Source organism: Wolbachia endosymbiont of Cantharis cryptica, assembly GCF_964277405.1.
In the GTDB taxonomy this organism is placed as follows: Bacteria; Pseudomonadota; Alphaproteobacteria; order Rickettsiales; family Anaplasmataceae; genus Wolbachia.
Genome location: NZ_OZ195521.1, coordinates 1079213 through 1095436, shown reverse-complemented (window position 1 = coordinate 1095436; position 16224 = coordinate 1079213). Strand labels below are relative to the sequence as shown.

Below are 16224 nucleotides of genomic sequence, written 5' to 3'. Positions count from 1 at the left end.
CTTTATAAGCGCGTTTCAGCTTATGTAGGTAAAAACCTAGAAATTTTATAAAGACATACGGTGCACATAGTGCAAAAAATTAAACAATAGTACGCCAAATACAAGTTTTCTTGTCATTTTAATCCGCTGCAGAGATTGCGAAGTTAAATAAAATAGCTTCACTTTTATGATAAGGGCGCTGGCGGAGTTTGTCAAGTAAGTTTTTCCAACGTGCTGCCAAAAGTTTTTATGCAAGAGGTCTAATGATAGAGAGTAAACTTTTTATAGAGCACATTACACTTCTTAAACCAAATTTCTTGCAACATCAAGTGCGGCATAGGTGAATATTGCACTTGCACCTGCACGTTTAAAGCCAATTAAAGACTCGTAAATTACTTTGTCATAGTCCAGCCAGCCATTATTTGAAGCAGCTTTTATCATTGCATACTCACCACTTACTTGGTAAGCAAAAATTGGAAAATTAAACTTATCGCTTGCTGTTTTTATTACATCCAAGTATGGCATGCCTGGTTTTATCATAATGAAATCTGCACCTTCATTTATATCCATTTCAATTTCGCAAATTGCTTCTCTTGCGTTTCTGTAATCCATCTGATAGCCACTTTTATTTACGGGATTTGATAGCCCACATGAACCTACAACTTGCCTAAATGGTGCATAGAAGCTGGAGCAATATTTCGCTGCATAAGACAATATTGATAAATCCTGAAAGTCATCATCATCCAACGCTTTTCTTATCCTTCCTATTCTGCCATCCATCATATCAGAAGGAGCAATTATATTACATCCTGCCTTTGCTAAAGCAAGCGCTTGCTTACATAATACTGACACAGTTTCATCGTTTTCTACATCCATCTGGTTATCTTTTAAAATACCATCATAACCATGAGTAGTGTATGGATCCAGTGCAACATCTGCAATAATACCAACGTCAGGTACCTTCAATTTTACAGCACGAATTGCTTTGCAGATTAAATTGTCAGGATTATATGCTTCCTCAGCATTTTCTGATTTTAATTTACTATCAACCACAGGAAAAATTGCAACAGCATTAATTCCTAAATCCTTAGCTTCATTAACTATGGAAACTAATCCATCTATTGAATAACACTTTACGTCAGGTAAGCCAGGAATCGGTTCAGTTGTTCTTACCTCATCATGGACAAACAGAGGAAAAATTAAATCATTTACTGATAAAGTGCTTTCGCTTGTTAAATTGCGAACCCATTTGCTTGAGCGCCTGCGCCTTAACCTTGTATTTGGAAAGTTAAACATCATACCTCTTCTAAAACTATCCTGCAGAAGTAAACATCAGTAGCATTTTAACTTTTCTGTACTTTCTTCTCAAATTTCATTCTTATGAAGAAAAATATATAACTTATACTTATATTTCATGCAACTTTTTTATTTCATCAACAGACAATCCAATTGTTTCAACTATAATATCAATAGATATACCAGCTTTGAGCAAATTCTTAGCCGCTGCTATTTTGGCTTTCCTTTCACCTTCCTCTCTACCTTCTTCCATACCCTTTGCCATGCCTTCCTTCATACCTTCCTCTCTACCTTTCTCTTTAGCAAGATCAAGTCTGTATTCAAGGATGGCTTCTTCTTTGCGTAGATCCATTATTCTTTCTTCATAAGCTACTAGATCTTTTTCATTCCAGTTAAACCTGTCTAATTCGTCATATGCTTGCTTTATTATTGGTGATTTTTCCGCAATTTTCCTGAGATCTTCGTCCGTTGTTTCATCTGCATATTTGAAAAAAAATAGCCAACGGTCTACTATGCTTTCCAGTTGTTCTTCTCTACTCTTAGGAAACTTTGGTAGCTCTATAAAGATAAATTGAAAATCTTTTAAGTAATGGCCGTTGGTTTTTTCGTCTCTTATGGTATGGCTAGATATATAATCAAGTTCTTCAGGAAATAGATTGCAATTTGAAATCGCAATAAAGAAAATCTTCTTTAAATCAATGTACTTACCAGATTTATCAGCTTGTCTTGAGTAAGCCTTAGCAGCATACAGTTGAGCGCGTTTTTCAAAGCCCTTGTCGCGAGCGAGCTGCATCTCAATCACATATCTGGCCCCACTAGAATCCCTGCAGAGAACATCAACGATGCTTTGTTTATCAGAGGCAATTTCAGGGTCCATAATAGTGCTGAGAAATTCCACTTCTTGTATAATGTTTATCTCAGTAAACCCTAAGATATCATTTAAGAAATGGATAAGAATATTCTTATTTTTTTCAGTGCCAAATATTTTTTTGAAGGTCAAATCTAGCTTTGGATCAAGAAATTTTGAAATGGCCATAGCAAGAGCGCTTAAAAAATATTAATAATTATACACTATTATTAACAATTATTCAACCTTATTTTTGAAGATAGCTAGTTTCTGTATTTACTTTTATTTGAAGAAAGCTCAAATGAAAGATCGTGTTTTGCTAAAAATCACAGAATGCAGTCTAACAGTGAACGGTTAAGAAATTTACCAAATGGGAAAAAAGGCAAAAGAAACCCTGTGGTATTTACTTTTGTGTCGAAATATCGGCGTTTTTTTTATTCTAAAACGCTTAATAAGTGCGACTTAGCTGCCTTTTAATTGCAACTAACCTTAGCGATAAACGTTTAAGAAATTTACTAAGCAGAAAAAAAGGCAAATAAAACCCTAAGTAGCTAGTTATTCACTACCTATTTTATAAGTTGGCGTTTTTTAATGTCTTGTAACGCTTTTAAGCGCATTTTAGCTTATATTAGGTAAAAACCTAGAAGTTTTATAAAGACATAAGATGCACATAGTGCAAAAAATTAAACATGACACGCCAGATATACTAAGTTTTTTTGTCGTTTTATCTGCACAGACTGAAGATAAACGATCAATCACCTTAATACCCCCTTCAACAATCAAGTAGCCAAAGAAATTACAGTTACAGATCCAACACATCCACTGTTTGGCAAAACTTTTCCCGTATCATCTTTCAGTTCAACAGCCTACAAAGGTGGTAATGTATCTGTTATTTATCGTGATAACATCACTCTACATATTCCATTTTTTTCTACTAACTTAGCTAGTAAGCAAGATTTTCTCACCAGCAAGTTAACATGGACTTCATTATACGAGTTTGTTTCTATAGCAAAGGAGTATAAATTATGCCATGTAAACCATGTCAAGTGTGGCAGAAAATGCCGCAACGTTTTAAGTCAGAAGTTTTAGAAAATATATTATTAGTATCCAAAGAGGTTATCCATGAGTACATCAGAGCTAATCACAGCACAACATTTAGCACGCGAAGCAATAATTTACATCAGACAATCAACACATCATCAAATATTAAGCAATCAAGAAAGTCTAGAGTTGCAGTATGCGCTGAAACAAAGGGCAATTGATCTTGGCTGGAAAGCTGATAGTATTATTATAATTGACACTGATCTTGGTATAACTGGTGCTAGTGTTGAAAAGCGTGAAGGATTTAAAGAACTTGTTACTAAAGTCACTTTAGGAAAAGTAGGAATCATACTCTCTTATGATGTAACCCGTTTATCACGGAATTGCTCTGATTGGTATCCGTTACTGGATATATGTGGCTATAAACAGTGTTTAATAGCTGATCGGGATGGTATCTATGATCCTGGTAGCATTAATGGTCGGTTGTTACTGGGTCTAAAAGGGCAACTTGCTGAAATGGAATTATCTACTATAAGAGCTCGACTAAATGCTGGATTATTGAATAAAGCAGCACGAGGTGATTTAGCCTTGTCTCTTCCAGTTGGCCTTGTTCGTTACCTAGACGACTCAGTACATAAGGATCCTAATCTTGAAGTTCAGCATCGTATTAAGCTTATTTTTGAGACTTTTCTAGAGAAACGAGCAGCATCAAAAATTCTAAAGCATTTTAATGACCATCAACTTACTATTCCTAGATATGACACATTTAAAGAGCTGCAATGGAAAAAACCAACACGTGGAAAAATTCTCTCGATACTTAAAAATCCAGCTTATGCTGGAGCATTTGTTTATGGTCGTACTAGAAGTCATAAAATATTCTCTGCTGAAAAAACAACAAAACGCATACCAATGGAAGAATGGAAAGTTTTAATAAAAGATAAATATCCAGCTTATATAGATTGGGAAAGCTTTATAAAAATTCAGATGATACTAAAAGACAATTATGCAAAGTATAAATATAATAGCACGCGTGGTATAGCTAGATCAGGAGAAGCATTATTGCAGGGAATAATCTATTGTGGAGAATGTGGATACAAAATGACAATGCGATATAAAGAAAGAAACTATTATATGTGTAATTACCTGCAACGAAAATATCATGAACCTGTATGTCAGCGTTTACTAACTGATATTATCGATTGTGCAGTGGTTTCTAAATTTTTTGCAGCACTTAGTCAAATCGAATTAGATGCTTATACTAATGCTATTGATTCACAGTCACAATCTGAACAAGCGCTTAATAAAGTACATTTGCAACAATTAGAACGTCTGAGCTACCAAGCTAAGTTGGCAGAACGACAATTTAATCAAGTTGATCCTGATAATCGTCTTGTAGCTGCAGAACTTGAAAGACGTTGGGAACAAGCATTAAATGAACTCAAGCAAGCGGAAATTACTTTTGAACGTCAATGTCCAAGCAAACCTGCTCCTCAGTTATCTGAAGAACTGAAAACAGTATTTTTAGATATAGGTAAGAAATTGCCTGAAATTTGGAATAAGTCAGTTCTGTCAAGTCAACAGCAAAAATCCTTTCTTCGTTGCATAATTGATAAGGTAGTAGCACACCGAATCAAACGCGATTGCTTACAAATACGTATTGTATGGCATGGTGGAGAAACTACTACTTTTCATGTTCCTACTCCAGTAAAATCCTTTTATGAATTAACCACAGCAACAGAAATGGAACAGCTTATAATAAAATTAAGTAAGTAGGGTAAATCAGATATAGAAATTGCCAAGTACTTAGAAAAACAAGGATATCGCTCTCCAAAGAAAAATGTTGTTTTAAGAAGTACAGTCGAAAGTATTCGATTAAAAAATAATATTTTTCGAAAAAGACATCAACCATATCTTCTTGCACCTGGCTACCTTACTGTTACACAAGTTGCAAAGATCCTCAAAGTTTCTAGGAATTGGCTCTACCATAGAATTAATAGTGGCAAAATTAAAATGCGAAAAGATGATAGTAAAGCCAAGGGCAAATATTTATTTGAGGATAAACCAGAAACTATTAAAATTCTGATGGATTTTAAAAATGGCAAATTCAACAATATAAATTTTTTATAGGAGTATCAACATGCATAGTCAAATAGCCAAGCGCAGTGGTGTATTGTCTTTCTTGTCTCTGGCATTTATATTTGCCCCATTTACTATAAGACATCTGACTATGTCAAAGTTGCAATCTTCAGCGGCTATGTGTAGTCCTGTGGTGCCGCTTTCATCTGTAACATTTACGTAGGCTCCCATCTCTATTAGATATTTTACTATTTCAATATAATCTCGCTCAACAGCGTAGAGTAAAGGTGTCCAGCCGTTTTCTCCAACAAAATTTACATCAACTCCTTTCTCATCTACCAAATATTCAACAACACCCAAGTGGCCATTTAATATCGCTATTTCCAATAGATCATTGCAGTCATAAGTGACATCTTTTCCGCTCATCAGATACTCTATAGTATCCAAGTCACCACCTACAATAGCTTCACCAAATAAAGTACTGCCATATTTATTAATTGGTGCCATAGGGTCAATACCCTTCTCTTCTACAAAATATTTGACTAATTCAATATAGCCGTATTGAAATGCATAATATACGGGAGTACCTTCACCGTCAGTAATATTGTAATCGGCACCCTGATCTATTAAAAATCTTACTACATCAATATTTCCTGAATAGACAGCGTAATGCAAAGGAGTACAACCATGTTTATCTGGAGCATTTAAATCAGCTCCTTTACTTAGAATATATAAAGTTAGATAAAAGTTACCTTTTTCAGCGGCTGAATGCAAAGTATCAGGTAGATTGAACTTACCATACAGATGTCTTGCCATGGCATATAGCCTTTTGACTATGCATGTTGATACTCCTATAAAAAATTTATATTGTTGAATTTGCCATTTTTAAAATCCATCAGAATTTTAATAGTTTCTGGTTTATCCTCAAATAAATATTTGCCCTTGGCTTTACTATCATCTTTTCGCATTTTAATTTTGCCACTATTAATTCTATGGTAGAGCCAATTCCTAGAAACTTTGAGGATCTTTGCAACTTGTGTAACAGTAAGGTAGCCAGGTGCAAGAAGATATGGTTGATGTCTTTTTCGAAAAATATTATTTTTTAATCGAATACTTTCGACTGTACTTCTTAAAACAACATTTTTCTTTGGAGAGCGATATCCTTGTTTTTCTAAGTACTTGGCAATTTCTATATCTGATTTACCCTACTTACTTAATTTTATTATAAGCTGTTCCATTTCTGTTGCTGTGGTTAATTCATAAAAGGATTTTACTGGAGTAGGAACATGAAAAGTAGTAGTTTCTCCACCATGCCATACAATACGTATTTGTAAGCAATCGCGTTTGATTCGGTGTGCTACTACCTTATCAATTATGCAACGAAGAAAGGATTTTTGCTGTTGACTTGACAGAACTGACTTATTCCAAATTTCAGGCAATTTCTTACCTATATCTAAAAATACTGTTTTCAGTTCTTCAGATAACTGAGGAGCAGGTTTGCTTGGACATTGACGTTCAAAAGTAATTTCCGCTTGCTTGAGTTCATTTAATGCTTGTTCCCAACGTCTTTCAAGTTCTGCAGCTACAAGACGATTATCAGGATCAACTTGATTAAATTGTCGTTCTGCCAACTTAGCTTGGTAGCTCAGACGTTCTAATTGTTGCAAATGTACTTTATTAAGCGCTTGTTCAGATTGTGACTGTGAATCAATAGCATTAGTATAAGCATCTAATTCGATTTGACTAAGTGCTGCAAAAAATTTAGAAACCACTGCACAATCGATAATATCAGTTAGTAAACGCTGACATACAGGTTCATGATATTTTCGTTGCAGGTAATTACACATATAATAGTTTCTTTCTTTATATCGCATTGTCATTTTGTATCCACATTCTCCACAATAGATTATTCCCTGCAATAATGCTTCTCCTGATCTAGCTATACCACGCGTGCTATTATATTTATACTTTGCATAATTGTCTTTTAGTATCATCTGAATTTTTATAAAGCTTTCCCAATCTATATAAGCTGGATATTTATCTTTTATTAAAACTTTCCATTCTTCCATTGGTATGCGTTTTGTTGTTTTTTCAGCAGAGAATATTTTATGACTTCTAGTACGACCATAAACAAATGCTCCAGCATAAGCTGGATTTTTAAGTATCGAGAGAATTTTTCCACGTGTTGGTTTTTTCCATTGCAGCTCTTTAAATGTGTCATATCTAGGAATAGTAAGTTGATGGTCATTAAAATGCTTTAGAATTTTTGATGCTGCTCGTTTCTCTAGAAAAGTCTCAAAAATAAGCTTAATACGATGCTGAACTTCAAGATTAGGATCCTTATGTACTGAGTCGTCTAGGTAACGAACAAGGCCAACTGGAAGAGACAAGGCTAAATCACCTCGTGCTGCTTTATTCAATAATCCAGCATTTAGTCGAGCTCTTATAGTAGATAATTCCATTTCAGCAAGTTGCCCTTTTAGACCCAGTAACAACCGACCATTAATGCTACCAGGATCATAGATACCATCCCGATCAGCTATTAAACACTGTTTATAGCCACATATATCCAGTAACGGATACCAATCAGAGCAATTCCGTGATAAACGGGTTACATCATAAGAGAGTATGATTCCTACTTTTCCTAAAGTGACTTTAGTAACAAGTTCTTTAAATCCTTCACGCTTTTCAACACTAGCACCAGTTATACCAAGATCAGTGTCAATTATAATAATACTATCAGCTTTCCAGCCAAGATCAATTGCCCTTTGTTTCAGCGCATACTGCAACTCTAGACTTTCTTGATTGCTTAATATTTGATGATGTGTTGATTGTCTGATGTAAATTATTGCTTCGCGTGCTAAATGTTGTGCTGTGATTAGCTCTGATGTACTCATGGATAACCTCTTTGGATACTAATAATATATTTTCTAAAACTTCTGACTTAAAACGTTGCGGCATTTTCTGCCACACTTGACATGGTTTACATGGCATAATTTATACTCCTTTGCTATAGAAACAAACTCGTATAATGAAGTCCATGTTAACTTGCTGGTGAGAAAATCTTGCTTACTAGCTAAGTTAGTAGAAAAAAATGGAATATGTAGAGTGATGTTATCACGATAAATAACAGATACATTACCACCTTTGTAGGCTGTTGAACTGAAAGATGATACGGGAAAAGTTTTGCCAAACAGTGGATGTGTTGGATCTGTAACTGTAATTTCTTTGGCTACTTGATTGTTGAAGGGGGTATTAAGGTGATTGATCGTTTATCTTCAGTCTGTGCAGATAAAACGACAAAAAAACTTAGTATATCTGGCGTGTCATGTTTAATTTTTTGCACTATGTGCACCTTATGTCTTTATAAAACTTCTAGGTTTTTACCTAATATAAGCTAAAATGCGCTTAAAAGCGTTACAAGACATTAAAAAACGCCAACTTATAAAATAGGTAGTGAATAACTAGCTACTCAGGGTTTTATTTGCCTTTTTTTCTGCTTAGTAAATTTCTTAAACGTTTATCGCTAAGGTTAGTTGCAATTAAAAGGCAGCTAAGTCGCACTTATTAAGCGTTTTAGAATAAAAAAACGCCGATATTTCGACACAAAAGTAAATAACTGGCCACCACGGAGCTTCTTTTGCCTTTTTTTTATCCGGTAAATTTCTTCAATATCTTCTTAAATTTTATAGCTAAACGACAACCGCTGCTTGTTAGCGGCTAAGAGATACCGCGGCGGTATGACCTTACCCAGAAAAAGTAGAGAGGAAGTTAAGCCATTTTTATTATGAAAATGATGAATCAAATTTCTCAGGAATGCAATAATTAATAGTAGAATGTCTACGCTGTTTGTTATAAAAAATTTCTATGTACTCAAATATAGCAGTTCTAGTTTGCTGAGCAGAGTGTTGCGAAGTATCAATAAGAAGCTCCCGTTTGAGTGAGCTGAAAAAGCTTTCAACAACAGAGTTGTCATAACAACAGCCTGTGTGACTCATGCTGGAAATGATGTTTTTTGTGTTCAGCAAAAACTGATAATTTTTAGAGGTATATTGTGAACCTTGATCACTATGAAATAGCAGATCTTTGGCTGGTTTGCGCTTATCAACAGCCATCAATAAAGCATCTATAACTAATCGCTTAGTTATTGTACTACTCATTGACCAGCCAACTACCATACGTGAATATAGATCAATTATTGCTGCCAAATATAGCCATCCATCCTTAGTTTTTATGTATGTAATATCAGTTACCCATACTTTATTTGGCTGACTAGTAGTAAAGTTTTGGTCCAATATATTGGGAGTTATAACCCTATTGTCAGTCTGCTGTTTTTTGCTTTTGAATCTTCGCCTCAGTCTAGCTTGAATACCATTTTTTTGCATGATATCCTGCACTGTTTTGATGTTGCAATTTTTACCTAAAGCCTTTAGTTCAGCATGAATCTTAGGTGCCCCATATCTACAATTAGATGCTTGGTATATTTTTTGAATGTCTGCTAGAAGCTGCTCCCTTGTTAATTCTTTGCTGCTTTTCTTCTTACTAGTCCATTTGTAGTAGCCGCTAGCAGATACTTTCAAAATCCTGCATAACTCCTGTACTTTATAGTAGTTTCCATGCTTTTTGATAAATAAATATTTTACTCTTTGTGACTTGCAAAATATCCCAGGGCTTTTTTTTAAATGTCTCTTTCTCTAGTAACTCTTGTTAGTTCTTTCTTTAATTCAAACTTTTCTTTATCACATGGTGCCAACTTTCCCTTACCAGGAAATGCTTCTTCTATTGATCCTTTTTCGTTATATTTTTTTATCCAGTCACTTAGTGTACTGTTATCTATTCCTAAATCTTTAGCTATTTTGCTTGCTGACTGCCCCGTTTCCTTTACCAACTTTATTGCCTCTAATTTAAATTCCACTGTGTAATTTTTTCTGTTCTTTACCATAATAAGCCCTCATAATCATGTTTTATTTTACTTCAAAAATGGCTTAACTTCCTCTCTACTTTTTCTGGGTAAGGTCAGTTAACCAACTGAATAAATTTGGTATTACACCGATGTATTGGCTAAAGGACAATGAAAAGAATAAAGAGGTGAGGAAATTTCTGGAAAAGCAAGGAGAGGGATACACCAGAGATATGCGATAAAGTAGTGGAGTCAGTTGGAGAAATAGTAGAGATATGGGGAAGAAGATATTTACCGAAGTTAAAAGAGAAAGTGATGAGTATAGAAGAAATAAGAAAGAGAGATAAGTCAGTAATGAGACAAGATTTTAACAAGGCATTAAACAAGATAGCAACCGAAATGGTTGAAATGATCGAGATGATCGAAGTGATCAAAACGATTGATGAAAGATAGGAGGTTTGCTTATTACTTAATATATTAAGTATATATATTTATATCTTAATACAGCACATTGATATTTGTGTATATTTTGTAAAAAAAAACTTGCTTTTGATGGTAAAAAAGGCATAGCTAGAATAGTGTAGGTAAATATCAAAAATTTCTCTAGCACTGAAGTAAGCCAAATTGGAAGGTTTTATGTAAATTTATAGTGAGGTATATAATGGTAAAGTTCAGAAAAGAAGCGGAAAATGCGTTTGATAGATTTCTAGAAGCATTTTTAGAGAACCCGTTTTTAAATATTAATGAAAGATTTGAAAAGGGTCGTACGGTATTGCACTATGCGGCACAACTTTCGGACGCTGGAATAATAAGGTTATTAATAGAACAAGGTGCGAATATCAATGCTACGGATGAAAGAGGAGAAACAGCATTACACATAGCAGCGTTTTCAGGAAAGGCGGAAAATGTAAAAGCACTAATAGAAAAAGGAGCAGAGGTAAACGCAAAATCGAATAATAAAGCAGTGCCACTACACTTAGCGTGTTTAGCCAGAAGAATAAAGACAATAGAAGTGCTAATAAATGCAAGAGGAGATATGGAAGCAATAGATAGGTTTGGATGTAGTCCACTAAACTATGCAAAAATTTACCCGAAGGTGACAAGTTACCTAGAAAAGAAGGGAGTGAGTATGAGAGATGTGGCTGCGATGTATGGAGAAGCGGGAGAAACAATAGAGGAAATAATGGAGAAATGTGATAAACGAGACGTAAAAGAATTAGAGACAAAAGTTATGGATCTTAAAGAAGTGAAAAAATTAATATTAGAAGAATTTTCGTCACTTGGAAAAGTGGAAAAAGCAAAAACAATAAAGGTGATGGAAAAACTAGGTGAGTTAGTGGAGAAAACAGTATCAAGCCTAAATTTAAAAGAAAAAGGAGAAAAAAGGATAGAGGAAATAAGAGAAAAGCTGAAGCATTAGCGAAAAAGGCACTGCTAGAGGTAGATAAAGAACTAGAAGATTTGGATGAGCAGATAGAAAAGCACTTAAAATGGGTTTCTAAAATTTTATATAGAAGCGAAGGGTAACAGTTACGTCTTTTTCGCAAGAGTGACTGGAAATGGATTTATGGAAAAAGGGAGTGCCTGAACTACAAAAACATTTACAGGAGAAACTATGAGAAAAAGGACGTTAACTGTGACCTGTCGATATGAGCCTGATGAGTTAGCAGATGCTTATGAGCAGTTACTAAAGTATTCAGTAAAAATAAATAACGGAAAGGAGGAAGAAAAAAATGACAACAGTAGCCTTGTATGCGAGAGTTTCATCGAGAAGCCAAGCGCAGAACAATACAATAGAGAGCCAAATTGCAGAGCTTAAGAGTAGAATTGCTGCAGACAAACATGAGTTATTAGATGAGTATGAATTTAAGGACGACGGCGTTAGTGGGTGGAATTTAGAGCGTAAAGGTTTAGATGCGTTACGTGATAAAGTAGCAGAAAGTGAAATTGATAAAATTTATATTCATTCACCTGACCGGTTGTCAAGAAAATCTGCACACCAAATGATATTACTTGATGAATTTGAGAAAGCAGGAGTAGAAGTAATATTCTTAAATCATAAGACTGAAAATAATCCAGAGTCTAAATTTTTGTTAGGAATGCAAGGATTGGTGGCAGAATATGAATGTACAAAGATTATGGAAAGAAGTCGTAGAGGAAAACTCCATAGAGCAAAAAAAGGTTATGTAAGTGTAATGAGCAAAGCCCCTTATGGTTATCGATACATAAAAAGGAATGTAACAGGGGAAGCCAAATTTGAAATAAATGAAGAGGAAGCAAAAGTAGTGCGCGAACTATTTGAGTGGATAGGTCAAGAAAGAATAAGTATAAGTGCAGCTACACTGAGGCTAAAAGAGAGGTCAATTAGAACAAGAACTGGACAGGAGAATTGGTATCCAGCAACGATTTGTAGCATGTTAAGAAATCCTGCATATAAAGGACTAGCAGCTTTTGGTAGATCAAGAAGGATTGAAATGGCATCATGGAAGGCAACAGGAAGAAGGTCTAAACAAAAAAAAGTATCTGTCCAGCGTATAGATAAAGAGAATTGGATTGATATACCAGTACTAAAAATAGTTGATGAAGAATTATTTTATGTAGTACAAAAGCAACTGGATGAAAATAAAAAAAGAGCAAGAATGCAGAGAGTGAAAGGAAAAAAGAGAAATCTACTACAAGGTCTAGTTGTATGTCAAAACTGTGGATATGCTTATACCGGTTCACATTGTAGAAGTGGGGAAAAAACATATAGCTATTATCGTTGTAATGCGCGTGTTATGATTAATAGTTACGATAAATGTGACAATAAATATATCCGTGCAGATATGTTAGAAATGGTTATATGGGAAGAAGTAAAAAGTTTGTTAAAGAACCCAGAAAGGATTAAAAGGGAGTACCAACGTAGAGTTTCAGAAAATAAAAATGATGAATCATCAGATAAAAAATTTGCAAGAAGGGAAAGTCAAATAAAACAAGGTATCGAAAAACTAATGGAAGATTATTATAGTCAAGGCGGGGAAAAATATATAAGTGAGAAAGAATTTAAGCAGACAATGAAAAAAATGAAGGAACGTTTAGAAGAAATAGAAGAAGAGAAGAAAAAGGTTGTTGATCAAAAGACACTACAGGAGAGAATGAGCATTATTATCAATAGCATAAAGGGTTTTTATTCTAGTGTAAAATCGAACCTAGACTACCTAGATTGGCAAACTAAATGTGGTATTATTAGGACATTAATAAAACAAATTAACATTGGTCTTAATCAGGTAGAAGCGGTATTTCGGATCAGAGAACTAGCGCAGGAGGAAGGAATTTTTAATTTGCGACATTGTATTGAACGCGTTGGCGTTTTTTAAGCCTTAAACGCTGCAATTTAGCTGCTTTTAAGTGCAACTAACCTTAGTTTAAATGTTTAAGAAATTTACTAGGCAGAAAAAAAAGGCAAAGAAATCCCGTAGTAGCTAGTTATTACACTCTCTATTTTAAAATTTGACGTTGGGTGATGTCTTGAACGCTTTATAAGCGCGTTTCAGCTTATGTAGGTAAAAACCTAGAAATTTTATAAAGACATACGGTGCACATAGTGCAAAAAATTAAACAATAGTACGCCAAATACAAGTTTTCTTGTCATTTTAATCTGCTGCAGAGATTGCGAAGTTAAATAAAATAGCTTCACTTTTATGATAAGAGGACTGGCGAGGTTTGTCAAGTCGTTTCTCCAACGCGCTGCCAAAAGTTTGTTATGCAAGAAGTCTAATGAGTTAACTTCCATATATCCGGAGTAATTCTTGCGCATTAGCCTTTATTAAAGTAGGACATTTTCTATCATTGAGTAGTGAATACAATATTTCAACTGCCCCTTTAGTATCGTTGTTATGTATCTTTATTATAGCAATGGCTTCTTTACTTGAATAAGGATATACTGTGTTTGATTCTAAATTATCAATTTTGTCTTTATTTATTTTTTCACCATCAAGGTGCAGCAAGCTCATTATTTCTAAATATTGTGCTAATTCACGCAAAACACCAGGAACATCTTTATTATCTGCTAGATCACTATAAATAGATGCTGTGTCTGTTGGCGTTGAATCTGAGATATGATTAAATGCACGTTCAAAATCTGCTAAATGCTTCCAATTTGAGTCTATCCCTTCTAGTAGTTTATTATCTTTTTTGGAAAATAACACTTCATAGAACTTATTGCCTGCGATTGTAGATTGTTTTGCATCGTCAATATTGCGTAATGAGTACAATATTGTGCCAATTAGCACTGGTGCCAATGCAAGTAGAAAGATGTGTTTTTTCATAGTAATATTCTCAATAGATATATATTTTTATATATTAATGCTTTTTGATTTGCAAAAACATATTGACATAGTAATTATATCACATAATAATATCTTCAAAGTTGTTTGAATAGTTGGAAATAAAGATATTTCAAAAGTAGAAATAAAGACAGCAGTATTAAGCTAAATTATTTTTTATCGGATTTATCCGATGTACCCTCAACCTATTATAGGTTGAAGTCTAAATTTGAGAGTTTGATCCTGGCTCAGAATGAACGCTGGCGGCAGGCCTAACACATGCAAGTCGAACGGAGTTATATTGTAGCTTGCTATAATGTAACTTAGTGGCAGACGGGTGAGTAATGTATAGGAATCTACCTAGTAGTACGGAATAATTGTTGGAAACGGCAACTAATACCGTATACGCCCTACGGGGGAAAAATTTATTGCTATTAGATGAGCCTATATTAGATTAGCTTGTTGGTGGGGTAATGGCCTACCAAGGCAGTGATCTATAGCTGATCTGAGAGGATGATCAGCCACACTGGAACTGAGATACGGTCCAGACTCCTACGGGAGGCAGCAGTGGGGAATATTGGACAATGGGCGAAAGCCTGATCCAGCCATGCCGCATGAGTGAAGAAGGCCTTTGGGTTGTAAAGCTCTTTTAGTGAGGAAGATAATGACGGTACTCACAGAAGAAGTCCTGGCTAACTCCGTGCCAGCAGCCGCGGTAATACGGAGAGGGCTAGCGTTATTCGGAATCATTGGGCGTAAAGGGCGCGTAGGCTGATTAGTAAGTTAAAAGTGAAATCCCAAAGCTCAACTTTGGAATTGCTTTTAAAACTGCTAATCTAGAGATTGAAAGAGGATAGAGGAATTCCTAGTGTAGAGGTGAAATTCGTAAATATTAGGAGGAACACCAGTGGCGAAGGCGTCTATCTGGTTCAAATCTGACGCTGAGGCGCGAAGGCGTGGGGAGCAAACAGGATTAGATACCCTGGTAGTCCACGCTGTAAACGATGAATGTTAAATATGGGAAGTTTACTTTCTGTATTACAGCTAACGCGTTAAACATTCCGCCTGGGGACTACGGTCGCAAGATTAAAACTCAAAGGAATTGACGGGGACCCGCACAAGCGGTGGAGCATGTGGTTTAATTCGATGCAACGCGAAAAACCTTACCACTCCTTGACATGGAAATTATACCTATTTGAAGGAATAGGGTCGGTTCGGCCGGGTTTCACACAGGTGTTGCATGGCTGTCGTCAGCTCGTGTCGTGAGATGTTGGGTTAAGTCCCGCAACGAGCGTAACCCTCATCCTTAGTTACCATCAGGTCATGCTGGGGACTTTAAGGAAACTGCCAGTGATAAACTGGAGGAAGGTGGGGATGATGTCAAGTCATCATGGCCCTTATGGAGTGGGCTACCCACGTGCTACAATGGTGGCTACAATGGGCTGCAAAGTCGCGAGGCTAAGCTAATCCCTTAAAAGCCATCTCAGTTCGGATTGTACTCTGCAACTCGAGTGCATGAAGTTGGAATCGCTAGTAATCGTGGATCAGCATGCCACGGTGAATACGTTCTCGGGTCTTGTACACACTGCCCGTCACGCCATGGGAATTGGTTTCACTCGAAGCTAACGACCTAACCGCAAGGAGGGAGTTATTTAAAGTGGGATCAGTGACTGGGGTGAAGTCGTAACAAGGTAGCAGTAGGGGAATCTGCAGCTGGATTACCTCCTTAGGCTTTGTGCATAATTCACCACTTTTAATAGTGGTGCTGTTATGCACTATAC

Annotated in this window: 14 protein-coding genes and 1 rRNA gene; 7 read left to right on the top strand and 8 right to left on the bottom strand. The window is 35.6% G+C overall.

The window, feature by feature from the left end:
• Nucleotides 1-282 precede the first annotated feature (282 nt).
• Both hemB and ACICP6_RS05400 read right to left on the bottom strand, forming a co-directional pair.
• Nucleotides 283-1275, bottom strand: coding sequence for a porphobilinogen synthase (hemB, locus tag ACICP6_RS05405; protein WP_395463677.1), 993 nt, complete (start codon nt 1273-1275; stop codon nt 283-285).
• Nucleotides 1276-1384: 109 nt separating this feature from the next.
• Nucleotides 1385-2311, bottom strand: coding sequence for an Rpn family recombination-promoting nuclease/putative transposase (locus ACICP6_RS05400; protein ID WP_395462915.1), 927 nt, complete (start codon nt 2309-2311; stop codon nt 1385-1387).
• A gap of 933 nt (nt 2312-3244) precedes the next feature.
• On the opposite strand from ACICP6_RS05400, the gene ACICP6_RS05395 reads away from it, so the two are divergent.
• Both ACICP6_RS05395 and ACICP6_RS05390 read left to right on the top strand, forming a co-directional pair.
• Nucleotides 3245-4936, top strand: coding sequence for a recombinase family protein (locus ACICP6_RS05395; protein WP_395462683.1), 1692 nt, complete (start codon nt 3245-3247; stop codon nt 4934-4936).
• Between the two features lie 12 nt (nt 4937-4948).
• On the top strand, nt 4949-5290 hold the full coding sequence (locus ACICP6_RS05390) for a helix-turn-helix domain-containing protein (RefSeq protein ID WP_395463655.1): 342 nt from the start codon (nt 4949-4951) through the stop codon (nt 5288-5290).
• Between the two features lie 18 nt (nt 5291-5308).
• Here the strand turns inward: ACICP6_RS05390 and ACICP6_RS05385 are convergent, their stop codons facing one another.
• The 5 genes from ACICP6_RS05385 to ACICP6_RS05365 all read right to left on the bottom strand — a co-directional run bounded on the left by ACICP6_RS05385 (nt 5309) and on the right by ACICP6_RS05365 (nt 10181).
• Nucleotides 5309-6055 carry an ankyrin repeat domain-containing protein gene (locus ACICP6_RS05385; RefSeq protein WP_395462914.1) on the bottom strand — a complete coding sequence of 249 codons (747 nt, stop codon included), beginning with the start codon at nt 6053-6055 and terminating at the stop codon, nt 5309-5311.
• 35 nt (nt 6056-6090) lie between these two features.
• Complete coding sequence (locus ACICP6_RS05380; protein WP_395463668.1) at nt 6091-6264, bottom strand: hypothetical protein; 174 nt, start codon at nt 6262-6264, stop codon at nt 6091-6093.
• Between the two features lie 180 nt (nt 6265-6444).
• Nucleotides 6445-8136, bottom strand: coding sequence for a recombinase family protein (locus tag ACICP6_RS05375; RefSeq protein WP_395462683.1), 1692 nt, complete (start codon nt 8134-8136; stop codon nt 6445-6447).
• 888 nt (nt 8137-9024) lie between these two features.
• On the bottom strand, nt 9025-9867 hold the full coding sequence (locus tag ACICP6_RS05370) for an IS3 family transposase (protein WP_395463617.1): 843 nt from the start codon (nt 9865-9867) through the stop codon (nt 9025-9027).
• A gap of 50 nt (nt 9868-9917) precedes the next feature.
• Complete coding sequence (locus tag ACICP6_RS05365) at nt 9918-10181, bottom strand: transposase (RefSeq protein WP_395462617.1); 264 nt, start codon at nt 10179-10181, stop codon at nt 9918-9920.
• 204 nt (nt 10182-10385) lie between these two features.
• Here ACICP6_RS05365 and ACICP6_RS05360 point away from each other — a divergent pair, with 204 nt between their 5' ends.
• From ACICP6_RS05360 to ACICP6_RS05345, 4 genes are all read left to right on the top strand, one after another.
• Nucleotides 10386-10592: a hypothetical protein gene (locus ACICP6_RS05360; RefSeq protein ID WP_395462879.1), complete on the top strand. Its 207-nt coding sequence runs from the start codon at nt 10386-10388 to the stop codon at nt 10590-10592.
• 208 nt (nt 10593-10800) lie between these two features.
• On the top strand, nt 10801-11559 hold the full coding sequence (locus ACICP6_RS05355) for an ankyrin repeat domain-containing protein (protein WP_395462913.1): 759 nt from the start codon (nt 10801-10803) through the stop codon (nt 11557-11559).
• A gap of 195 nt (nt 11560-11754) precedes the next feature.
• Nucleotides 11755-11958, top strand: coding sequence for a hypothetical protein (locus ACICP6_RS05350; RefSeq protein ID WP_395462912.1), 204 nt, complete (start codon nt 11755-11757; stop codon nt 11956-11958).
• Nucleotides 11873-13495, top strand: a complete 1623-nt coding sequence (locus tag ACICP6_RS05345; RefSeq protein ID WP_395462911.1) for a recombinase family protein — start codon at nt 11873-11875, stop codon at nt 13493-13495. The genes ACICP6_RS05350 and ACICP6_RS05345 overlap by 86 nt, the downstream gene beginning before the upstream one ends.
• Before the next feature lie 405 nt (nt 13496-13900).
• Here the strand turns inward: ACICP6_RS05345 and ACICP6_RS05340 are convergent, their stop codons facing one another.
• Nucleotides 13901-14446 (bottom strand): hypothetical protein, encoded by a 546-nt coding sequence (locus ACICP6_RS05340; protein ID WP_395462910.1) that lies wholly within the window; start codon nt 14444-14446, stop codon nt 13901-13903.
• A gap of 222 nt (nt 14447-14668) precedes the next feature.
• On the opposite strand from ACICP6_RS05340, the gene ACICP6_RS05335 reads away from it, so the two are divergent.
• A 16S ribosomal RNA gene (locus ACICP6_RS05335) occupies nt 14669-16172 on the top strand.
• Nucleotides 16173-16224: the final 52 nt, after the last annotated feature.